19 protein-coding genes, 1 tRNA gene and 1 riboswitch are annotated in these 21868 nt (G+C 64.5%); of the genes, 10 read left to right on the plus strand and 10 right to left on the minus strand.

All coding sequences use genetic code 11. The features are described from left to right. Nucleotides 1-191, minus strand: a 191-nt coding sequence (locus ACVMDN_RS00005; protein WP_456843589.1) for a hypothetical protein, incomplete at its 3' end; no start/stop codon positions are given. A 470-nt stretch (nt 192-661) separates the two neighbouring features. Here ACVMDN_RS00005 and ACVMDN_RS00010 point away from each other — a divergent pair. Beyond that, nucleotides 662-1495 carry a hypothetical protein gene (locus ACVMDN_RS00010; protein WP_076827684.1) on the plus strand — a complete coding sequence of 278 codons (834 nt, stop codon included), beginning with the start codon at nt 662-664 and terminating at the stop codon, nt 1493-1495. An 82-nt stretch (nt 1496-1577) separates the two neighbouring features. Here ACVMDN_RS00010 and ACVMDN_RS00015 read toward each other — a convergent pair whose 3' ends face one another. After that, nucleotides 1578-2054 (minus strand): Hsp20 family protein, encoded by a 477-nt coding sequence (locus ACVMDN_RS00015; RefSeq protein ID WP_076827682.1) that lies wholly within the window; start codon nt 2052-2054, stop codon nt 1578-1580. Between the two features lie 221 nt (nt 2055-2275). Here ACVMDN_RS00015 and ACVMDN_RS00020 point away from each other — a divergent pair, with 221 nt between their 5' ends. Then, nucleotides 2276-3223, plus strand: coding sequence for an alpha/beta fold hydrolase (locus ACVMDN_RS00020; protein WP_057016251.1), 948 nt, complete (start codon nt 2276-2278; stop codon nt 3221-3223). 63 nt (nt 3224-3286) lie between these two features. On the opposite strand, the gene ACVMDN_RS00025 is transcribed toward ACVMDN_RS00020, so the two are convergent. Together ACVMDN_RS00025 and ACVMDN_RS00030 are read right to left on the minus strand one after the other, a co-directional pair. Beyond that, nucleotides 3287-3946, minus strand: a complete 660-nt coding sequence (locus ACVMDN_RS00025; RefSeq protein ID WP_076827680.1) for a hypothetical protein — start codon at nt 3944-3946, stop codon at nt 3287-3289. Nucleotides 3947-4006: 60 nt separating this feature from the next. Further along, nucleotides 4007-5806, minus strand: coding sequence for an adenylate/guanylate cyclase domain-containing protein (locus ACVMDN_RS00030; protein ID WP_076827678.1), 1800 nt, complete (start codon nt 5804-5806; stop codon nt 4007-4009). A gap of 238 nt (nt 5807-6044) precedes the next feature. Between ACVMDN_RS00030 and ACVMDN_RS00035 the strand changes: the two genes are divergently transcribed. Further along, nucleotides 6045-6680, plus strand: a complete 636-nt coding sequence (locus tag ACVMDN_RS00035) for a LysE family translocator (protein ID WP_076827676.1) — start codon at nt 6045-6047, stop codon at nt 6678-6680. A gap of 30 nt (nt 6681-6710) precedes the next feature. Here the strand turns inward: ACVMDN_RS00035 and ACVMDN_RS00040 are convergent, their stop codons facing one another. Then, a complete protein-coding gene (locus ACVMDN_RS00040; RefSeq protein ID WP_141339587.1) occupies nt 6711-7463 on the minus strand; it encodes a sulfite exporter TauE/SafE family protein in 753 nt (250 codons plus the stop codon). Between the two features lie 92 nt (nt 7464-7555). Here ACVMDN_RS00040 and ACVMDN_RS00045 point away from each other — a divergent pair, with 92 nt between their 5' ends. Beyond that, nucleotides 7556-8449: a LysR family transcriptional regulator gene (locus ACVMDN_RS00045; protein ID WP_076827672.1), complete on the plus strand. Its 894-nt coding sequence runs from the start codon at nt 7556-7558 to the stop codon at nt 8447-8449. Between the two features lie 8 nt (nt 8450-8457). On the opposite strand, the gene ACVMDN_RS00050 is transcribed toward ACVMDN_RS00045, so the two are convergent. The 3 genes from ACVMDN_RS00050 to ACVMDN_RS00060 form a co-directional block, all read right to left on the minus strand. Then, nucleotides 8458-9426, minus strand: coding sequence for a tripartite tricarboxylate transporter substrate binding protein (locus tag ACVMDN_RS00050; protein WP_076827779.1), 969 nt, complete (start codon nt 9424-9426; stop codon nt 8458-8460). Between the two features lie 82 nt (nt 9427-9508). Further along, a complete protein-coding gene (gene hisN, locus ACVMDN_RS00055) occupies nt 9509-10288 on the minus strand; it encodes a histidinol-phosphatase (RefSeq protein WP_076827670.1) in 780 nt (259 codons plus the stop codon). A gap of 570 nt (nt 10289-10858) precedes the next feature. Beyond that, nucleotides 10859-11746 carry an N-formylglutamate amidohydrolase gene (locus ACVMDN_RS00060; RefSeq protein ID WP_076827777.1) on the minus strand — a complete coding sequence of 296 codons (888 nt, stop codon included), beginning with the start codon at nt 11744-11746 and terminating at the stop codon, nt 10859-10861. A gap of 305 nt (nt 11747-12051) precedes the next feature. Between ACVMDN_RS00060 and cpdR the strand changes: the two genes are divergently transcribed. Both cpdR and ACVMDN_RS00070 read left to right on the plus strand, forming a co-directional pair. After that, nucleotides 12052-12411, plus strand: a complete 360-nt coding sequence (gene cpdR, locus ACVMDN_RS00065; protein WP_016843340.1) for a cell cycle two-component system response regulator CpdR — start codon at nt 12052-12054, stop codon at nt 12409-12411. Between the two features lie 78 nt (nt 12412-12489). Then, nucleotides 12490-12564, plus strand: a tRNA-Val gene (locus ACVMDN_RS00070). Nucleotides 12565-13071: 507 nt separating this feature from the next. Here ACVMDN_RS00070 and ACVMDN_RS00075 read toward each other — a convergent pair. Further along, nucleotides 13072-13704: a GNAT family N-acetyltransferase gene (locus ACVMDN_RS00075; RefSeq protein WP_244558811.1), complete on the minus strand. Its 633-nt coding sequence runs from the start codon at nt 13702-13704 to the stop codon at nt 13072-13074. Between the two features lie 53 nt (nt 13705-13757). On the opposite strand from ACVMDN_RS00075, the gene ACVMDN_RS00080 reads away from it, so the two are divergent. Beyond that, complete coding sequence (locus tag ACVMDN_RS00080) at nt 13758-14672, plus strand: LysR substrate-binding domain-containing protein (RefSeq protein ID WP_076827668.1); 915 nt, start codon at nt 13758-13760, stop codon at nt 14670-14672. A 235-nt stretch (nt 14673-14907) separates the two neighbouring features. Here ACVMDN_RS00080 and ACVMDN_RS00085 read toward each other — a convergent pair whose 3' ends face one another. After that, complete coding sequence (locus ACVMDN_RS00085) at nt 14908-15333, minus strand: hypothetical protein (protein WP_229193406.1); 426 nt, start codon at nt 15331-15333, stop codon at nt 14908-14910. Nucleotides 15334-15877: 544 nt separating this feature from the next. On the opposite strand from ACVMDN_RS00085, the gene ACVMDN_RS00090 reads away from it, so the two are divergent. The 3 genes from ACVMDN_RS00090 (at nt 15878) to ACVMDN_RS00100 (ending at nt 21849) form a co-directional block, all read left to right on the plus strand. Beyond that, nucleotides 15878-17668 (plus strand): peptidoglycan-binding protein, encoded by a 1791-nt coding sequence (locus ACVMDN_RS00090; protein ID WP_246786771.1) that lies wholly within the window; start codon nt 15878-15880, stop codon nt 17666-17668. Between the two features lie 1128 nt (nt 17669-18796). After that, nucleotides 18797-20179 (plus strand): group II intron reverse transcriptase/maturase, encoded by a 1383-nt coding sequence (gene ltrA / locus ACVMDN_RS00095; RefSeq protein WP_456835857.1) that lies wholly within the window; start codon nt 18797-18799, stop codon nt 20177-20179. Nucleotides 20180-20586: 407 nt separating this feature from the next. Next, a riboswitch (guanidine-I (ykkC/yxkD leader) is annotated at nt 20587-20697 on the plus strand. A gap of 78 nt (nt 20698-20775) precedes the next feature. Then, a complete protein-coding gene (locus tag ACVMDN_RS00100) occupies nt 20776-21849 on the plus strand; it encodes a putative urea ABC transporter substrate-binding protein (protein WP_057017922.1) in 1074 nt (357 codons plus the stop codon). Nucleotides 21850-21868: the final 19 nt, after the last annotated feature.

Here is a 21868-nt window from a genome sequence, read left to right on the forward strand (position 1 = left end):
GACTTCTGGCCCTTGATGTTGGCGATGAAGCCGACGCCGCAGGAGTCCTTTTCCAGGCTGGGATCGTACAGGCCCTCGGCTTCGGGGCGCCAAGTATGCAACTCACGCGCGGGCTCGGCGGCTTTCGAGTCCGCGGTCGCCGACAGCGTTCCTGCCACGATGTTTTCGCGCTCGAATTCCGACCCGCTCATGTGTCCTCTCCCTTTCGTAAGGGCCCCACCGTATTTGGCGCACCTTGGACGTTGCGGCACCCACCGGGCCACCGCTCGTCCGCCGCGAGCCGCATTTTCCTAAATTCAGACGACGGGCGTTTCAACGTCCCCTGAGGGACGGCCCTGCCTGCAGCATTCTCGGAGCTCGGGGCGCCGAGGTCTCGTTGCAATCCCTATGCCGGGATGGCCTCGAAATTGAGACAGCTTTACTGTCCTAACTTAGACCTTGCCAAATTTTTGTCTATCACACAAGCGCGAGGAAGTCCTCGCCCGCATGCTCGGATCGAACGGCTCGGCGGGCATGAGGCGCCCCCGATTCGAAGCAAACACGCCGTGATCTGGCCCAAGGAGGGACCAAGGACCGCCGAATTTGAAACTGAAGTTTTGCCCCGGGCAAGCCGGCAAGAGAGCGGAAACGCTCCAAGGCGGGGCAGACAGGAGTTACGGCGATGAAGTTGTTCACAGGTTCGGTTGCTGCCGCCGCCCTCGCGCTCAGCGCAGCCTCGGCCGAGGCCCAGCTGGCGACGTCCGCCCGGATCGGCAGCCCGCTTCTGGTCAGGGTATCCGACATGGACGGGCCCTATGCCGCCATGCCCGAGGTTCCGCCGCCGCCGCGCTTTGGCCGGGTCCCGAGCCTGTTGCCGCCGGTCGAGGTCTATACCGTGCTCCGCGAGAACGGCTATCTGCCACTTGGCGCGCCCCGGCAGCGCGGGTTCGTCTACACGATCTCGGTGATCGACCAGGGCGGCGACGACGGCCGGCTGGTGATCGATGCCCGTGACGGCCACATCATCCGCTTCACGCCGGCCTCCCGGCTCGGCGACAATTACGAAGAGGAAATGAGCGCGACCGATGGTCCCGTCGGGCCGATGCCGCGGCCGATCCAGGCCCGGGTGCCGCGCCCGCCACTCCCGATCCCGCATGTCGCCAGCCGCGTGCCGGTGCCGAAGCGGAACCCGCTGGGGGCCAAAGCCCAGGTTCCGGCGGCTCAGGTTCCGGCGACCCAGGCTCCGGCGGCAGCCCAAGCGCCGGCGGCAGCCCAGGCTCCCGCCCCGGCGGCCCAGGCCGCCGTCCCGCAGGCGGCCACGCCGCAGCCTGCCCAGGCAGCTGCACCCGCGACGGCCGAGCAGGCCGCAGCCCCGAAGCCGGCCGAGGCCCAGGCTGCGCAGCAAGCCGTCCAGCAAGCCGAGGCTCCGACCATCGGTCAGGGTGCGCCGCCGCCGGCGCCCGCTCCCGCGATCCTGCCGACCCAGGCAATGCCCAAGGTGCAGGGATTGGAGTAGCGGTTACCGGCAACAAAAAACGCCCCGGTTTCCCGGGGCGTTTTCGCGATCAGCCAATATCTGCTGACGCGGGGTTTGTTGCTTAGGCGGCGACCTTGCCGGCCGAGCCGTCAACGACCTGCGGAGCCTTCTCGCCGCCGCCGATCGGAATGCTGCGGGGCTTCTTGGCCTCGGGAATCTCGCGGACGAGATCGACGTGGAGCAGACCGTTCTCGAGCGAAGCGTTTTTCACCTGCACGAAGTCGGCAAGCTGGAAGACGCGCTCGAAGGCGCGGGAGGCGATGCCGCGATAGAGCACTTCGGCGCCGTTGCCGGAGTTCTCGTTGGCGGTTTTCTCGCCCTTGATCGTCAGCGTGTTCTCCTTCGCGACGATCGAAAGCTCGGCCTGCGAGAAGCCGGAGACCGCAACGCTGATCCGGTAAGCATTCTCGCCGGTGCGCTCGATGTTGTAGGGGGGATAGCCGGGGCTGCCGTCCGAGGTCACCTGATCGAGCAGGTTGAAGAGGCGGTCGAAGCCGACGGTGGAACGATAGAACGGAGTGAGGTCGTAGCTACGCATAGGAATAGTCCTCCATTGAGCGACTGTTTCAGTTACCCGCCCGCCATCGGGCCGGGCTTAGATGTGTGCAGCCTGATGTTTCGGTTCCGAAGCACTGGTAGCGGCCTGCACGGAAATGATATGGGAGGGGTCACGTCGCGTTCAAGAGGCGGAAACCGCGTCGCATTTTTCGGCGCCGGCGTCCTTGATCTCCACCCTGTCTCACCACTCCGGTCCCCTTCATGACGCTCGTCTCGATTCCCGCCAACCCGGTTCCGGACGACGTTGTCAGTGGTACCATCAAGACACCAGACGGGGCCGAGCTGCGCTTTGCGCGCTGGGCGCCGCCGCCCGGCCGCAAGGGCACGGTCTGCGTGTTCGGCGGGCGCGGCGAGATGATCGAAAAATATTTCGAGACCGTGCGCGATCTGCGCGACCGTGGCTTTGCGGTGGCGATGATCGACTGGCGCGGGCAGGGCCACTCGTCGCGCCGGCTGCGCGATCCCCGCAAGGGCTATGTGCGCGACTTCGCCGACTACGAGGTCGACGTCGAGACCTTCGTGCAGCAGGTGGTGCTGCCGGATTGCCCGCCGCCCTATTTCGCGCTGGCGCATTCGATGGGCGGTGCGGTGATGCTGCGCCTCGCGCATGCCGGCAAGCGCTGGTTCGACCGCATGGTGCTGTCGGCGCCGATGATCGACCTGCCGCGCCGCCGCGTGTCGTTCTTCCCGAGCGCGCTGCTTCGGATCATGCGGCTGGCCGGGCAGGGCGGCCGCTATGTTCCCGGCGGTAGCGACGAACTGGTCGGCCTCGCGCCCTTCATCGGCAATCCCGTCACCAGCGATCCGGTGCGCCATGCCCGCAACGCGGCGATCCTGGAAGAAGATCCGACGCTCGGCATCGCGGCGCCGACGATCGCATGGGCCGACACCGCGTTCACCGCGATGCGCACCTTCCGCGGCACGTCGTATCCGTCCGAAATCCGCCAGCCGATCCTGATGCTGGCGGCGAGCAATGACGAGGTGGTGTCGACGGCCGCGATCGAGGAGTTCGCCTATCACTTGCGCGCCGGTTCGCATCTGGTGATCGCCGGCTCCAAGCACGAAATCCTGCAGGAGCAGGACCGCTACCGCGGCCAATTCTGGGCGGCGTTCGATGCGTTCGTGCCGGGCACGCCGCTGTTCAAGTGAAACATGGCGTTTTCGAGCGAAGGGGAAACCGGTTCGCGTGAAGAAAACGCGTCCAACAAAAATCTAGCGCTGTAGCAGCGCGACGATCCGGTCAGGAAAGCGCTTGTCCACGAACAGCGTCCTGACCTCGGCGACGCTGAGATAGCGGTCCTTGCCTTCGCCCTTGCCCATGATGTCGAGCAGCACCGGCCACTCGCCTAGCATCAGGAGCGGATAGTAGCAGTGCAGGATGCCGTAGGACGGCGGATGCTCGTCCTTGGCGCGCTGGAAGTTCGCCGCCATGAAGGTCTTGATCTCGGCGGCCGACAGCCCGCGTTCGACGCTGCCGTCGGGTGCCTTGTGGTCGCTGCCGAAGGTCGCGAGCCGCGCGATCTCGTCCTCATGGACCACCGCGTGCTGGTCGAGGATGCGCGAGCCGGCGCCGTGCTTGTCGAGCGGGCCGTTGCGTAACGCGTCGAGAATGGCGCCCTGGAACAGGCTGCGCAGCTGGCTGAAAGGACCGAGGCCGTTGGCGATCTGCGCCACCATGAAGATCTTCGCCCGCGCGGTGAATCCCTCGAACCCGGTCTTGCCGGTTGCGCGCCCGATGGTCCCGGTCAGTTCAGGCAGCGGCACGATATGGCCGCCGACATAGTTGCCGGCGGCGAGCGCCCGCAGGAACGGGCACGGATTGTCAGGAGAAATCCGCGGGGCGGGCGCCGCGCTTGCAGCCGTATCGGACATCAAACCACATCCTGAAAAGCTTCAGCTTAAAAAGCATCCATTACCGGTGGATGAATTCGCTCAGGAGTCGACGGCGAATTTCGAGGTGGATGCAACCAGAGCGAGTTTGCCGAACGGCAGCCCGGCTTTCAAGAGGCCGTCGCGATAATGCGCGATGTCGGCCGGGTTCTTCCAGTGGAAATTGCGCAAGTGACGCTCGACCGTCAGCTCGGGATGGTTGGCGAGCAGGGCCTCGGCTGCCTGCGCGGCCTCGTCGGCGCGGCCGAGCTGGGCGAGCGCTGCGGTGCGCACCGCAAGGCACTGCAGATGGTTCGGGTTCAGATACAGCCCCTCGCGCGACCACGACAGCGACGCGTCATATTGCCCGAGCAGATAATGGCTGAATGCGTTCAGCGCGGCCCATTGGTAGCGCGGGTCGCTGTTGCCGCGCTGGACCGCCGTCGAGAACAGATCGACCGCCTTGCGATGATCGCCGATCACCATGTGGCAGATTCCCAGCACGCCGCGCGCGCCCATGTCGTAGGGGTTGAGCTCGATCGCCCGCTTGATGGCGTCCATCGCGGCTTCGTAATGGCCCTGCATCGCGTGCAGATAGGCCAGCAGCGAAAACGCGAACGAGGAGCGCGGGTCGAGCCGCACGCTGCTCTCGGCCAGGCTGACCGACGAGGCCCACAATTCGCGCGTGCTCGGAATCCAGCCGAACTGGATGCTCTGGATCTGAATCAGCGCCAGATAGGCGCGCGCGATCGACAGCGCGGGGTCGAGCTCGATCGCTTCCTTGAACAGCGCGATCGCGGTTTCGCAATCGTCCTTGGTCTGCTGGTAGTAGTGCGACAGCCCCTTCAGGAAGCGATCCCACGCCGTCAGTTCGGCGTTCGGCGAGCGCGCCGGTGCCGATGCTTCGGCGCGATAGATCTCCTGCGCGACGGCGGCGGAGAGATTCGCGGTGATCTCGTCCTGCATCGCGAACAGGTCGCCCATGTCGCGGTCGTAGCGGCCGGTCCACAGCTGCTCGCCCTTCTCGGGCGCGATCAGCTCGGCGGAGACGCGGATCTTGTTGCCGGCGCGCCGTACCGAACCCTGGATCAGATAGGTCGCGTCGATCTCGCGCGCGATCAGCCGCGTCGAGACGCTCTTGCCCTTGTAGGCGAAGGTCGAGTTGCGGCTCAGCACGCGGTAGAAGGATTGCAGCGACAGCGCGTGGATCAGGTCCTCGGTCAGGCCGTCCGAGAAATATTCGTCGGCGCCGCCGCTCAGATTGTCGAACGGCAGCACGCCGACGATTGCGGTCCGGTATTGCCCCGGCAGATGCGGGCCGTCGTCCGGAACCTGCTCCTGGGCATCGGATCCGGCCGGCGCCCAGGTCCAGACATTGACCGGCTCGGCGATGTTCTTGAAGCGGTGCGGGCCGGCGTCGACGAGGGTGACGGCAAGCCGCCGTCCCGCTTCGGTGCGGGCCTTGTCCGACACCGCGATGCCGCCGGGCGTTGCGACCGTCTCGAGACGGACTGCGATGTTGACGTCGTCGCCGAACACCTCGTCCTCGTCGGCCATCACGTCGCCCATGTGGACGCCCATCCGGAAGTGCATGGCGCGGTCGGCCGGCAAATGTTCGTTGCGCTCGGCCATCAGGGTCTGCATCGCGACGGCGGCCTCGATCGCGCCGATGATGCTCGGAAATTCCAAGAGGAAGCCATCGCCGGTGTTTTTGACGATTCGGCCGCCATGATTGAGGATGATCGGGTAAATCGCGCTGCGGTGCGCCTTGAACGAGGCATGCGTCCCCGCCTCGTCGGCACCCATCATGCGGGAATAGCCGGCGATGTCAGCGCAAAGAATGGCAGCGAGCCGTCTTTCCATGTCTCCTGTGCCCTGGAATGGCCACTTAGCCGAGGTGACCGAATCCGATACTTACAAGACAGGCCGGGTCCGGCGGAAGCCCGGTTTGCAGGCACCTATAATGCATAGTAGCAGGAATTGGCATGCGACCAACGGATCGTACAGTGGTTTCTCTACTGAATTCGTGTGTCGCTGGGATGGCGCCGGCTGGCTGATCATCCTTTCCGGGCGGTTACTTGCATAGGTTAATCTCACTGCCATGCTGGGAATTCACGAACTTTGGCTGTTTGTCCTGTCCGGCCTGCTGCTCAACGTCACACCGGGGCCGGATACCGCCTATATCATCGGGCGCACGATTCAGCTCGGATGGCGCGGCGGAGCCGCTGCGGCGATCGGAATCAGCTGCGGCTGCCTGGTTCATGTGCTGGGTGCGGCGATCGGACTGTCGGCGCTGCTGATGGCCTCGTCGACCGCGTTCCTGGCCGTCAAGCTGGTCGGCGCGGCCTATCTGGTGCTGACCGGTCTGCAGATGCTGCTGGCGCGCGCCAGGCCAGTCGCTGACATCACGGGGCAGGGCGGCGAGACCTCGATCTCGCGTGTGTTCTGGCAGGGGGCGCTGACCAATATCCTCAACCCCAAGGTGGCGCTGTTCTTCCTGGCTTTCCTGCCGCAATTCGTGGCGGCCGATTCGCCGCACAAGACGCTCGCCTTCCTGGTGCTCGGGCTGATCTTCATCACCGGCGGCACGCTGTGGTGCCTTGGTCTTGCGGCCTTCGCGGCGCGGGCTGCCGGCCGCATCAGGCAATCGGCCGGCGTAATCGCCTGGATCAACCGCTCGCTCGGCGCGCTCTTCATCTATCTCGGCGTCCGCGTCGCGACGCTGGAGGCGCGCTAGCTCGCGCCTTGAGGCTCTCGCTTTGCCGCTCTAGCCGTGGATCTTGAGCAGTGCGCTGCCGGCGAGATAGATGCCGAGCAGGATCATCGAGATCAGGAACCAGCGGCGGAACACCTCGGGGTGCATCCGTGTGCGAACCGCCTGGCCGATGAACATGCCGGTGAACGACGCCGCCATCGCGACCGCGCCGGGCAGTGCGGTGGCTGCCGTCAGCAGGCCCGAGGCCGTGAGGTTGAAGGCGAGCGCCACGGTCGCGGTGGTGAAGAACACGCCGAGCGCCTGCACCAGTTCGTCCTTCTCCATGCCGATCGCCTGCATGAACGGCATCGAGGGGATGACCTGAACGCCGGTCGCCGCCGAGATCAGCCCGGTGATGACGCCGACGATGCCGCCGATCCATTTCTCGTCGCGCTGCGCGACCTTGAAGTTGAACCTGCTCAGCCCGACGATCGCGTAGATCACCAGCAGCACGCCCAGCACGACGGTGCCGTAGGCCGCGTATGGCCCGGTCAGCAGCCCGGCATTGATCCAGATGCCCGCCACGGTGCCGAGCATCAACGGCCACAGCCGCTTGATGATGTCGCGCAGATAGGGGCCGACGAAGGTCTGCCAGATATTGGTGACGATCGCCGGCACGATCACGATAGCAATCGCCTGGCCCGGCGCCATCGTGGTCGCGAGCAGCCCCATCGCGACCGTCGGCAGGCCGAGGCCGAGCGTCCCCTTGACGAAGCCGGCGAGCAGGAACGCGAAAGCGATGAAGATCAGGAGATGGTCGACCATGGCGGCACATTGACCGATCGATGCGAACGGCACAATCTGGAGGTTACGGAGTTAGCCTTCGGACGACCCGAAGGTATGGGGTGGGAAACGTCATGCGGTTCGACCTGACCGATTTGCAATTGTTCATCGCGGTTTCCGATGCGCGCAGCATCACCCAGGGCGCGGCGCGCGCGAACCTTGCGCTGGCTTCGGCCAGCGAGCGGATCAAGGGCCTCGAGGAAGCGCTCGGCGTCGCGCTGCTCAAGCGCGGCCGCCGCGGCGTCGAACTTACTGCGGCGGGCGAGAGCTTGCTCGGCCACGCCCGCATCGTGATCCACAATGTCGAGGCGCTGCAAAGCGATCTCGCCGCCTATGCCAGCGGCGTGCGCGCCAACGTGCTGCTGCTCGCCAACACCTCGGGCCTGTCGGAGCATCTGCCGCGCGCGCTCGCGGCCTTCCTGCACGAGCATCCCGATATCAGCGTCGATGTCGAGGAGCGCGAGAGCACCGATATCGCGACCGCGATCGCCAGCGGCGCCGCCGATCTCGGCTTCGCCGCGGAGCACGCGCTGCCCGACAGCGTCGAGCGCTTCCTGTTCAGCGAGGACCGCTTGATGCTGGTGGCGTCGCGGCGCGGCGATCTCGGCGGCCGCCGCCAGATCGACTTCCAGGAAGTGGTCGGCCGCGATTTCGTCGGCCTCACGGCAACATCCGCGCTGCAGGTTCATATCTCGCGGCATGCCGCAAAGCTCGGGGCGCGGCTGCGCTTCCGCGCCCGCCTGCGCGGCTTCGACGCGATCTGCCAGATGGTCGCCGCCGATGTCGGCATCGCCGTGATCCCGGAGACCGCGGCGCGGCGCTGCGCGGCGTCGATGCCGATCACGACGATAAGGATCCGCGACGCCTGGGCCAACCGCCGGCTGACGATCTGCGCGCGCAGCTTCAAGGCGCTGCCGCGGGCGGCCAAGCAACTTGTGGACTATCTGCGCGCCGAAGCGCAGCGCTGACGGCTGGCTCATTTCGTCGTCACCACGCCGGCGTCCTGGATCACCTTCGCCCATTTCCTGATGTCGGCGGCGATGAAGTCGCGGAAATGCTCCGGCGTGTCGCCGGCCAGCGTCAGGCCTTGCTCGGCGAGCTTCTGCTTGACCATCGGATCGGCCATCGCCGCGGTGGCGAGCTGGTTCAGCCTTGCGACGATCGCGGGCGGCGTGCGTGCGGGCGCGACCACGCCGTACCAGTTCTCGATGACCAGTTCGGGCATGCCGGCCTCGGCGGTGGTCGGCACGTCGGGTGCGGTCGGCGCGCGTTCGCGCCCACCGAGCGCGATTGGCCGCAGCGCGCCCGCCTTGATCTGCGGCAGGATCACCGGCAGGTCGAGGAAGGTCATCTGCACCTGCTGACCCAACATGTCGTTCACCGCCGGCGCGGCGCCGCGATAGGGCACGTGCACGATGTCGATCTTGGCCGTCAGCTTGAACAATTCGCAGGCGAGATGCGGCAGGCTGCCGGGGCCGGAGGAGGCGAAGTTGAGCTTACCCGGCTGCGCCCTGGCGAGCGCGACCAGTTCGTTCATGTTCCTCGCCGGCACGTTGGCGGCGACCACCAGCATCTCCGGCACGGTCGCGACCAGCGTCACCGGCGCGAGATCCTTCAGCGTGTCGTAGGCAACCCTCTCCATGTTGGGGCTGATCGCCAGCGCGCCGGCGCTCGCGATCGCCACCGTGTAGCCGTCGGGCGCCGCCTTCGCGACCGCGTCGGTGCCGAGCACGCCGCCCTGGCCGGCGCGGTTGTCGACGATCACGGGCTGCCTTGCGAGCTCCGAGATCTTCTGCCCGATCACCCGCGCGATGATGTCGTTCGGCCCGCCGGGCGGGAACGGCACGATCAGCCGGAGCGGCTTGGTCGGGAAATCCTGGGCGAAAGCCGTGACGGGCGCGAGAAGCAGGAGAAGGGCTGCCAGCAGCCTGCCGCGCATCGTCATGTCGCCCATCCCTGGCTTTTCTGGTTGCGGTCAGGATGGGCGCAGATCAGACGCCCGGCAACTCAAGAATCAGGCAGGGAACTCAGGCGTTCAAAAGCTTCATCGCCGCTTCGTGCACGCGCGGGTCGCCGGCCGCGATGATTCGGCCGCCGCTTTGCGCCGGCTTGCCGTCCCAGGTGGTGACGACGCCGCCGGCGCCGGTGATGATCGGGATCAGGCCGGCAATGTCGTAAGGCTTCAGCTCGGTCTCGACCACGAGGTCGAGATGACCGGCGGCGAGCATGCAATAGGAGTAGCAGTCGCCGCCATAGCGCGACAGGCGCGCTGCATTCTCGATGCGGCCGAAGCGGGCGCGGTCATCCGGATTCATCAGCAGCGGGCTCGTGGTGAAGACGGTCGCCTCCTTCAGCGAGGCGCAGCGCCGTACCGAGAGCCGCCGTTCGCCCGACGGGCCGGAGTAATGCGCCGAGCCGTTGTCGCCGGAGAAGCGCTCGCCGATATAGGGCTGGTGCATCATGCCGAATACCGGCGTACCTTTGTGCAGCAGCGCGATCAGCGTGCCCCAGATCGGAAAGCCGGCGATGAAGGATTTCGTGCCGTCGATCGGATCGAGCACCCAGACATAGTCGGCGTCCTCGCGCTCATTGCCGAACTCCTCGCCGACGATGCCGTGTTGGGGGAAGTTCGACTTGATCAGCCGCCGCATCACGGCTTCCGCCGCCCGGTCGGCCTCGGTGACCGGATCGAAATCGTTCGAGCTCTTGTTGTCGACCGAGAGCGAGGTGCGGAAGAAGGGCAGGATGGTTTCGCCGGATGCGGTCGCAAGGCGGCCGATGAAGGCGGTAAAGTCGATGACCGTCACGGCATGTCCCTGAACTGCGCAAACGACGCGGTAGAAATCGGATGCGGTCTTGCCTAGCTCAATCCGGCGCGGCGCGCACGATTAACGGAGTGTTATCCAGCCCGATGACGCGGTTCCGGACTTTCGATTTGGCTTCGGATTCGAAAGCGCCCCGGGTCCCGGTCTCGATCACGAAGTTGCGAATTCTGGTATACAAGCTATGCGCGGAGCGCTGCCCGCCCGGGGGCTTTCCTTGTAAGATATTGATCCTACATACGGAAAGCCGCTCCTGCCGGCCTGTTGCAGTTTCGCCAGACTTTCCAACATTACCCAAGAAATGTTTCGAAAGTTCTTGCGTTTTGTGCAGCGCGGTCGCATATTGTTGCGGTGCGGTAGCGCCTCGCGCTATCGCTGCCCTCCTTGGGCGTTTCCTCCCTAGACTTGGGCCGCTTGTTCATTCAAGCGGCCCTTTTTTCTTGGGCCGTCGTTTCCGCAAGTGAACTGAGAATCCAGTTCGGCGCTTATCGCGCCGCCAACTTGAATTCCTGGTTCATGACTTCGTCGGGATCGCAGTGCCCGACGAAGGATTGATTACTCCGCTGCCGCCTGGAACGGGCCGAGATCGCTGAACGGGATTTTCGCGAGCGCATCCGCCAGGGTCGCAAAGTCGGCGGCCACCTGCGCGAAGCGAGGGCCGCGCTCGCGGCGGCGCTCATCCATATAGACCGCGCGGTTGAGCTCGATCTGCACGGTGTGCAGGCCGCTCGCCGGATTGCCGTAATGCTCGGTGATGAAGCCGCCGGCATAGGGCTTGTTGCGGCCGATCGAATAGCCGAGCGAGCTCATGATCTCCTCGACGTGGTCGGGCAATAGCGCCGCACAGCTCGTGCCGTAGCGGTCGCCGATCACGACGTCGGGCCGGCGCGGCTCGTCGCGCGACACGCCGACCGACGGCATCGAATGGCAGTCGACCACGATCACGGCGCCGAACGCCTGGTGTGCCTTGTTGATCAGCCGGCGCAGCGCGCGGTGATAGGGCTTGTAGAGCACCTCGATCCGGCGCAGCGCATCGTCGACATCGAGCCGCTCGCGATAGATCTCCTGGCCGTCGCCGACCACGCGCGGGATGGTGCCGAGCCCGCCGGCCACCCGCATCGAACGCGTATTGGCAAAGCTCGGCAGCCGCCCGGTGAACATGCGCGGGTCGAGCTCGTAGGGCTCGCGGTTCACGTCGACATAGGAGCGCGGGAAGTTGACCCGCACGATCGGAAAGCCGCGATCGCTGAGGCCCGCGATCAGCTCGTCCATGAAAGAGTCTTCGGAGCGCCGCAGCGACACCACATCGATTCGCGATGCCTCGAGGAATTCGGCCGGGTAGACCGAGCCCGAATGCGGGGAATTGAAGATGATCGGCGCGCGCCAGGCCTGCGGCTCAACGATCTCGAACGGGGGCGACAACTCGCCAGCAAATTCGGTCATTCCCTTGGCGCCGTCCCTTGCGTCCGCCTTGCCCCGCAGCAACTGAGTCTGCCGGAAAAGCGGAGATTTATGGGCACGCATTGTCGGTAATCGCGATCATTCTGCCAAGTGAAAAGAGTGTGGTTTCAGCTGGAACGCGTCTTAAAAGCAGCAAATGCGGCACCCGGTTGATTCGATGTCCGGTTCGGTCCACAAATGGATGGCGCGCATTTGCCGCTGGCTTGACGCAAATTTCACCCGAAATTTACCGTCTGTCGGGCTTACTGTTCGGACTGCTCCTCAAGCCGGATTCGACGATTCCTGCCATGCCGAAAATACTTCTCGCCGAAGACGACACCGATATGCGCCGCTTCCTGGTCAAGGCGCTCGAAAACGCGGGTTTCAAGGTCTCGCCGCACGACAACGGCATGTCGGCCTACCAGCGGCTGCGCGAGGAGCCGTTCGAAATGCTGCTCACCGACATCGTGATGCCCGAGATGGACGGCATCGAGCTGGCGCGCCGTGCCTCGGAACTCGATCCCGATATCAAGATCATGTTCATCACCGGCTTTGCCGCGGTGGCCCTCAATTCCGATTCGGAGGCGCCGAAAAACGCCAAAGTGCTGGCCAAGCCCGTGCACCTCAGGGAATTGGTCAGCGAAGTGAACAAGTTGCTGGCGGCCTGATTCGCCAAAAAACCTTCACTTTGTATCCTTGCCTGCCCCGCCGCCGTCCGTTATAGGGACCCGATCCAAATACGCTTTGGGTGCGTAGCTCAGCGGGAGAGCACTACCTTGACATGGTAGGGGTCACAGGTTCGATCCCTGTCGCACCCACCATCCTTCGCTCGCGCAGCGAGAGAAGGATGCCGCGCCGAAGCCCAATGGGCGGAGGCGGGCCCTTGGCCGCGAGCTGCGGCTCGGCAAGCCGTTTCTTGATACCTCCATAAATCTCTCGACCCGTCATTGCGAAAAGCGAAGCGACGAGCAATCCATCGCTCGGCATATGCGGGTGGGAGGATAGCTTCGCTTCGCTCGCAATGACGTGGTTGGTTTCCTGTCTTGTTGGTGTCATCACCCGTCGCATGCGGGTGACCCAGTATTCCAGAGACAGCAGTGTTTGAACCGAGGGACTGCGGCTCCCTCCACACGTCGTCCCTGCGAAACAGGGACCCATACTCCGCGGCGGATGCTGTTGAAGGGATTCGTCGTTCAGCCATCGGGCAACAATGACCATTCGTGGTCATGGGTCCCTGCTTTCGCGGGGACGACACTGAGTGGGTGGCTCGACCGTTGAGTCATACGCCCGCATTCTCGTGACATCGTTTTGTCCGAGCTTGGCCGCCGCTACGGAGGGCGGTCGGATGGAAGCCGGTAGCGCCACGTTTCGCCGGCGAGAACCCCGCGCTGCCGACGCACAACGGAGGGCCATTCAGAGCGAACCACGCTGAGGACCGCAGCATCGGCGGACGGCTCTTCATCGGCAGCGAAATATGCGCGAAGCCTGCCTTCGCGGCGGAAACCGAGGTCGGCGTAGAGATCAAGCATGTGCCTCAGGCGCCAGTCCAGATGCACCTCGGCCCGCTCGACCATGAGCACTTCGAACGCATACCGCGTCATCAGATGCGCAACGTGACTGACGAGCACGGCCTCGTCCAGTCGTCCGATGCTCCAGATTGGAGCGAACGTAGCCCGCTTCTCGTGCCGGTCGATCGTGCCGAACCCGGACACGCCGAGCAGGTCTCCCGATCCCGCGGCCTCGATTGCGAACGCGGCCGCGGTGTCGACCTGGTCCCGTGCCGCCGCCGGGCGTGCGGCATTCGGCCGATCCGATGTGCCGCGATCGAGCCGCCGCAGCATCGCTGCCTCGCGAAGCTGCTGTGCGCGCGAAGACTCCGGGCCGGTGATCCTGGTCAACAGGATGCGGTCGGTGGCGAAGCTTGCATGGTTGCTCGACGGGTACATGCCGTATTGACGCACCCGATGCGCATGCCGTCAAATGACCGGAAAGCCAGTTCATATGCAAATTAGTCATGCCCTTGAATCCAAGACATGTTGACCTGTTTCGAGAGGTCGTGCGCCACAACGGAATCACCAAGGCCGCCTTGAGCCTTCGGGTGGGACAGCCTTTCATCAGCCGCGCGATCGCACGTCTCGAGCGCGAGATCGGCTTTGCGTTGTTCGAACGCGGGCGAGGCGGCGTCACGCTGACTCCGGAAGGCGAGATATTCCTGCGCGAGGTCGAGAGAAACCAGGCCGGCCTCGAGTATCTGGCGCGCGCCGCGCGCGGCATTCGCGAGCGCGGCAGCGGGACGCTCAGGATCGCATGTCTTCCGGCGTTCACCTATTCCTTGATGCCGCAGATCGTCAGCAGCTTCCTGAGGAAGAATCCCGACATCGTCGTATCGGTGGCCGTCCACAGCCCCGAGCGCGTCTGGAGCCTGGTGGCCTCGGGACAATGCGACGTCGGGCTGGCGCGGCCGCAGGCGGGGTTTGCCGCGGTCGACGACGAGCTCCTCATGACAACGGAGGCGGTCTGCGTCCTGCCCCGCCAGCACCGGTTACGCTCGAAGCGATCGATCGCAGCGCAAGATCTGCGGGGAGAGCCCATGATCGCAGCTTCCCCGAGCGCACCGCATCGATCCCGCTTTGAGCGCGTCCTCGATGAGGCCAAGGTCGAGATCAAGACGGTCGCGGAGATCCAGTACAGCATGCAGCGTTGTGCCCTGGTTGCGCAGGGACTGGGTTTCTCAATCGTCGACCCGATCGTGGCCCGGGATTTTGCAAGCTCCAAAATTGTACTCAAGCCGTTCGTGCCACGGCTGGAGATCGCCACCATGTTGCTGCTTCCTTCGCAGCGGCCGCGAAGCCGTCTCGCACTTCAATTCTGCGATCTGCTGCGCGCCGAAACCGCGCAGTACAGGAAGTCCGCGCGCGTGCAGGCTTGAGCACCGGCCGCCGAACTCGCCAAGCTCAACAGACAGACCGGCACGCTCGGTGATCGCGCCGATGGCGCTGCCGCACGGCGCGCAGGTGGTGCTGATTCCGTTAGGCAACGCCTGCGTCGCCGTGACCGCGCTGCGGGTCGCCGGGTAACGCTGCCGCTCAACCCGGTCGACCCTTGTCGGCCTCTTGCCGGCGCCAGTCAGCTCGGCTGGCCGCGCCGGGTTGCTCTGGCCGATCTCACCAATGACGCCAGCGCGGATAGCCGCCGCGATAATAGGCGTATGCCGGCCGCACCACGTGACGATAGCGGTAGCCGTAATAGGCCGGCCGGTATCCGCTATAATATGTCGTCGTGTAGCCGCCGCCCCAACGATACGGCGCAGCGTAATAGCCGTCGTCATAGGCATAGCTGCCGTAATAGGCGGGCGAATAGCCATAACCGTAGCCGTAGCCGGGGTAGCCGTAACCATAGGAATAGCCGGGATAGCCGTAGGCCGACGAGGCGAGGCCGCCGACGACTGCGCCGGCAATCAATCCGCCCGCGACCGCCGGACCCCACCCCCACCCTCCGTGTCCCCACCGTGCTTCGGCGGGCGCCGGGGCCGCGATGGCGCTCACCCCAAGCGTACCGACGGTTGCAAGAACAAGCCCTGTTTTCCGCATGTGATCCTCCTCGATGATGATGCCCAGCCGGTCAACGGAGGAGAGTGGCATTGGTTGCGTATGGCCGCGCGCCTGCAAGGGATCCGGGCCCGGCGGCGAGGTGGGCGCAGTGGTGCTGCCGTTGACGGCGAATCCAATGTTCAAAGCCGAACGGAGCCTGTTTCGATCCACCGCCAGTCGCAGCGGACGATGATCCGCGTGAGCTCGCTGAGCATCGTCATGACGACGAACGCACACTTCGATTGAAAACGGGAAAGCGTGGCCATCGGTTCCGGAAGCGTGACCAGACATCAGGCCGCTGGCTCAAGATGAACTCAAGATGAACGTGTGGTGTTCCCTTGGCGCGAAATGTCGCGTCGCGGCGGTGTCTAGGAACGGTGCGGGCGGCGCCGCTGTTTTCTCAGAGTTCACCGGCGAGACGCGCGTGCCGTTGCGTCGCGTCGCTCGCCGGCTTTGTTGGAACGCGGCCCCGGCGCGGAGCGTGCCAGCCATCGGCGCCAGCTTCGCGATCCGGATAGCCGCCAAACTGCAGGAGGAATCGGTAATGCAGAGCAAGATGATGAAGAGCAAATTTCTGCTGACGACGGCCGTGCTGTTGGCAGGCGTCAGCCTCGCATCGGCGCAGGGCATGCGCGAGGGTGGCGGGGGCGGCATGGGTGGTGGCGGCCCGGGCGGCGGCGGAAGCGTCGGTGCGGGCGGTGGCGGCGGTGGTGAACACGGCCGCTCCGCAGGCTCGTCGGCCGGCAGTTCCGGCGGCGCAATGCATGGCAGTCCCGGGGCATCGCGAAGCGAAGGCATGACGGTCGGTCGCGGCCAGGGCGGCGCACGAGAAACCGGCAGGGCTGAAGGACAGATGGGCCGCGGTGCCGCCGAGCGCAGCCAGACCACCGGCCAGGCCCGCGAGAGCGGCCGCGCCGAGCAGGGTCAGCGCAGCCAGAGCAAGCAAGAGCAGACCGTCGGCCAGGGCCGAGACCAGCGCGAGCAGATGGGGCGATCTGAATCCCGCGAACGCGGCAGCGCCACGACGCGGCAAAGCCAGCAGCAGGAGAATCGCGCCAACACCGCGAACCGCGGCCAGGGCACCACGACCGGCCAGGGGACGGCTCAGGACAAGGCTCAAGGCAAGACTCAAGGCAAGCCGGGCATGACGACCGGCCAGAGCACGACCACGGGCCAGGCAAAGGGCGCGAACACGACCACCGGCCAGGGCACAACGGCAGCCCCGAATACGCGAGCCGGCCAGACCACGGGCGCGGCCGCTCCGCAGTCCGGTACGACGCAAAACCGGATGAACTCCGGACAGACCACCGGTCAGGCTCAGGGACAAGCCGGGACAACCGCTCAGACCCAGGCGCAGTCGAACGCCACGGTCCAGACCGAGGCCGGGCGCACCGTGACCGCGCAGCAGCAGAGCACGATCCAGCGCTCGGTGCTGTCGGCGCGTAACGCACCGCGTGTCAATGTCAGTACGATCAACTTCGCGGTCAATCCGGGCGTGGTGGTGCCGCGGAGGTTCAACGCGGTGTCGGTTGCCGCCTTCCCGGCGCTGATCGATGCGTTCCCGTATTATCGCGACGACAGCTTCTTCGTCGTCGAGGATGAAGTCGTGTTTCTCGATCGCGAGCGCCGTGTCGTCGACGTCGTCCCGGTCGGACCGCGGACGCGCTTCAGCCATCGCGGCGGTGGCGGTGGCGGTGGTGGCGGTAGCGTTGCGATGATGGACCTGAACCCGCAGCAGATCCGCGAGGTGCAGCAGGTGCTGATCGACCGCGGCCTGCTGGTCGGCGAGGCTGACGGTGTATTGGGATCGCGGACCCGCGAGGCGCTGATCACCTTCCAGCGTCAGGAGGGCATCACGACCAGCGGCAGCGTCGACACGCGCACGGTGACCGCACTCGGCCTGTCCGATCGGATCGGTCAGGGCGCGGGCGCATCGTCGACGGTCGGCCAGAGCCGCACCCAGCAGAACACGACTGGACAGACGACCGGTCAGACCAACGCGCCGCAGAACCAGTCGACCGGCCAGACCGGCACTCAGCAGCCTGCCCAGCAGAACACGACCGGGCAGACCACGGGTCAGGCGAACTCGCCGCAGAACCAGTCGACAACCGGCCAGAGCGGAAATCAGCCGTCCGCTCAGCAGCAGGCCCCGCAGCAGAATACGACGGGCCAGGCTGCACCGCAGAACCAGTCGACCGTCGGTCAGGGTAGCGGCAATCAGTCAAATGCCGGCCGGGACACGCAGTCCAGCCAGCCCAACCAGAATAACAACCCGCCGTCGTCAGGCTCAGGCCAGAGCCCGCAGACGCCGGCGCAAAACTCCGATCGGAAATAGGATCTCTGTGCAGGAGCCCCGCTGCAGAGCGGGGCTCTTTTTTTGGTGTGCCGAGCATGTTCGACAGCTTGGAGGTGGAAGTCCTTTACCCAGCCTGATGGCGGCGAAGGGTTAGCGAAGCGCAAGGGCGTCATCGCGAGGTGGGGTCTGAAGGAAGCGTGGAGCAAACCTGCGGCCCGATGGACAAAAACCGGATAACGAGGCCTACCCAACCGGACGAGCGAGCCAATGATCGCAAAGTCCACAGTCATCAAGGGTTGGGGTGGTAAATCCGGCGGGCGTGCAGGGAAGGCGGTCGAACTTACCTCGGGAGATCTTCGGCGTGTCCGGGCGACCGGACTGAGCGGGCCGCAAGGTCCGTGATCGCGACGGAGAAGTCAGCAGACGGCATAGTAGGCGGAACGAGTTTCGCTGAAGGCCCGAACGCTGGAAAGACGTTTGGATGTGGAAGCCTCGAGCCGGCCATGCGGCTGAAATCCAGGTCACTGGCCTTTGGAGCGGCGGGAAAGGGTGAAGCCCGGACGGCGCCGCTCAAAGGGGCCGAAGCCGACACGACGGAGACCACTATCTGAGCCTCTGGCGCGGACGCAAAACAAACCGTTCGCGCTTAATCCGGTGAACCGCCGTATACGGACCCGTATGTACGGTGGTGTGGGAGTTGCGCCTTGCAAGCGCGTTGAAGTCTGCCGTCTGAGATGACGGCCGCGGCAAAGCCTAGCGAGCAGCCGCGAACCGAGTCTTGCGTGGCGTCCGGTAACGGCCGTTGCGAAGCGTAGACAGGGAGGTTGTAGGCCGGAATGAAGTGAACGGGAAAATAGCCCCGAAATCGAACGTGATCGGAGTAGCCGACCCTGTCTCTCAAAGGGGAAGGCGGAACCGCAGGCCGCGACAACGCGAGCGGTCAGAGGTGCTCCCGGGGTTCGTACCGCCAGCATGCAATCAAAGGAAGCAGCGTGAACAAGGGAGATCCATCCGGTTCAAGCGCAAGCTTGTAAGACCTGCCAAGCCGCTGAGGTGAGAAGGGTCTGACGACCGGGTGGAAGTCAGACTGACCGATAGTACTCCGAGGACGGGAGAGCCGGCCACATGGGGAAGCGGTCAGCGGTAGTTGAATTGTTCTTGGGCGACATGGGCTCCATTCAACGGGAGTTACGGCCTTCTATGCAAAGAGAAGATCAGCTGACCATGGAAACGAAACTTGAACAAATAGCAGTGAAAGCTCGGCGCGAGACAAATCTTCGCTTCACCTCGTTGGCCCATCACATCACGCGCGACCGAGTGCAAAAGAATCTATTACAGATTCCGAAGCGCTCCGCCGCCGGGGTGGACGGACAGACGGTGGAGGCGGCGAAGGAGAGCTTCGAGGACTGGATAGGGCCAATGCTCCAATCCATCCATCGCCAGGGATATCGGGCGCCGAACATTCGGCGGGTCTATATCCCCAAGCCCGGTAAGACGGAGAAGCGCCCCCTCGGGGTTCCAACTGTCGCCGACCGGGCGCTCCAGCGCAGCACGGCTGAGGTGCTGGCCGCTATTTACGAGCAGGACTTCTTACCCTGCTCGTTCGGCGGCAGGCCGAAGCTCAGCGCCCATCATGCCTTGGCGACCCTCAATGAGGTGATCGCCGGCGGCATGATCAGCTGGGTGTTGGAGGCGGATTTGAAGAACTTCTTCGGGAGTCTCGATCATGATCGGGTCCTCCGGTTTGTCGAACATCGAGTCGGTGATCCGCGCCTGATCAGCTTGATCCGGCGCTGGTTGAAAGCGGGCATCCTGGAAGACGGAGCGGTGCACCCGAGCGAACAAGGAACGCCACAAGGCGGATCGATCAGTGTGCTTTTGAGCAACCTCTACCTTCATTACGTTCTCGACCTCTGGTTCGAACGCGTGGTGAAGGGTCGGTTGCGGGGCGAAGCCCGACTGGTGCGCTATATCGACGACTTTGTGATCTGCTTCCAATATCGATCGGACGCCACCCGCGTACAGGAGGCCTTGCGTCTTCGGTTGGGGAAGTTCGGCCTCACTCTAGAGCCGACCAAGACCAAGTTGGTCGAGTTTGGTCGGTTCGCGCAAAGACATGCGGGCAAACGCGGCAGAAACCGCCCGGAAACAATCTACTTTCTGGGGCTGACGCTCTATTGCACGCGAAACCAAAAAGGCAACTTCAAGGTTGGGATGCGCACCGAGAAATCTCGGCTAAAGCGCAGCCTTATGTCTCTGCAGGAGCTGATGCGGCAAATACGGCATTACAAGATCAGTGACCAGGCCGATGAAATCAACCTCGTCCTGCGCGGCCACTATGGCTATTACGGCGTCGCCGGAAATCTCCGGAGCCTCGTAAAAGTCTATCGGGCCGTGGAGCGTTACTGGCGCGGAATGCTGCGCAGCCGCAGCTGGGCAGGCCGACGCCTCACTTGGGACGCCTTCAACCAAATCAAAGAACGGACACCGTTGCTGAAGCCTAAGCTGCGCCTCCCTTATCGGGAGCTGCAAGCGCTTGCAGTGCTGTGAACCAACTGTCGAAGAGCGTCGGTGCGGGAAATCCGCACGCCACGTTCTGTGGGAACCGGGGGCGGGCGACCGCCTCCGGTGACCCGGTGGGAGAGTCGCGAGACTCCCCCTATCCCGATCGATCTTGCGATCAGTCTTTTAGTTCGGAATTCGGCACCAGGCCGAACCGGCCGTGCAATCCGCGCCAGAGGCCGGCGCACAGAACGCTCAGAAGCTTGCGCATCGAACTCCCTCGACATCAGCCATCGTGCGATCCTGCTGATGCCGGTGGCGAAAGGACAGAGCCAATTCTGAGCAGATCTGCGCAATCTTTAAGCAAGACACTGTCGTGGCCGCGCCGCGCGCGCGGAAAAATCTCATGAGATTCAATTGCCGGCCCGCTGGCACGCCTCGTGCATCAATGGCGTCGAGTTGGCCGCTAGGGTTCCGATCTTGCGAAGCAAGGTGCTGGTCCGAGAGCAGCCGCTTGCGGGGGAGACATCCCCGCAGGTGCACGGCGGGATAAAAGCCCGGGAGACCTCGTCAGCCAAGGGATTGGCGGAGCGATGGTCTTTTCGCCAGTCCCTTTTTGTGAAATTTCGCAAGAGGGATCGGCAATGAACAAATTCGTTTTCTTCCTTCGCTCTGTTGTCATCGGCTGCGCGGTCGTGCTGGCGGCTGCGCCTGCGGCCGACGCCGCGCCGAAGAAAAGCTTCAAGGTCGCCTGGTCGATCTATGTCGGATGGATGCCGTGGGGCTATGCGGCCGACACCGGCATCGTCAAGAAATGGGCCGACAAATACGGCATCGCGATCGAGGTCAAGCAGTTCAACGACTACGTCGAATCGATCAACCAGTACACCGCCGGCGGCTATGACGCCGTCACCATCACCAACATGGACGCACTGTCGATTCCGGCAGCCGGCGGCGTCGACACCACCGCGGTCGTGATGGGCGATTTCTCCAACGGCAACGACGCGGTGATCCTGAAGAACAAGTCTGATCTCGCCGCGATCAAGGGCCAGACCGTCAACCTGGTCGAGTTCTCGGTGTCGCATTATCTGCTGGCGCGCGCGCTCGAGACCAGCAAGCTGAGCGAGAAGGACGTCAAGGTCATCAACACCTCCGACGCCGATATCGCCGCCGCCTACAAGACGCCTGACGTCAGTGCGGTGGTGACCTGGAATCCGATCGTAACCGAAATCCTCGGCTCGCCCGATGCGAAGAAGGTGTTCGATTCCTCGCAAATCCCCGGCGAGATCATGGACCTGATGGTGGTGAACACCGCAGTCGCCAAGGACAATCCGGACTTCGCCAAGGCGCTGGTCGGCATTTGGTACGAGACGCTGTCGAAAATGACGGCGAACGATGCCGCGGCGAAGGCCGCCAAGGAGGCGATGGCCAAGGCCTCCGGCACCGACCTCGCCGGCTTCGACAGCCAGCTCTCGACCACAAAACTGTTCGACAAGGCAACCGACGCCGAAGCCTTCACGCGCAGCCAGACCGTCGGCGCGACCATGGATCGCGTGCGCAAGTTCCTGTTCGAGAAGGACCTGCTCGGCAAGGGCGCGAAGTCGGCCGACGCCGTCGGCATCGAGCTCGCCGACAAATCGGTGCTGGGCGACAAGTCGAACGTCAAGCTGCGCTTCGACCCGACCTACATGGACGAGGCCGCCAAGGGCAAGCTCTGACGCCAAGCTCTGACGCGCA

The sequence above is a fragment of the Bradyrhizobium sp. USDA 4510 genome (assembly GCF_054059095.1).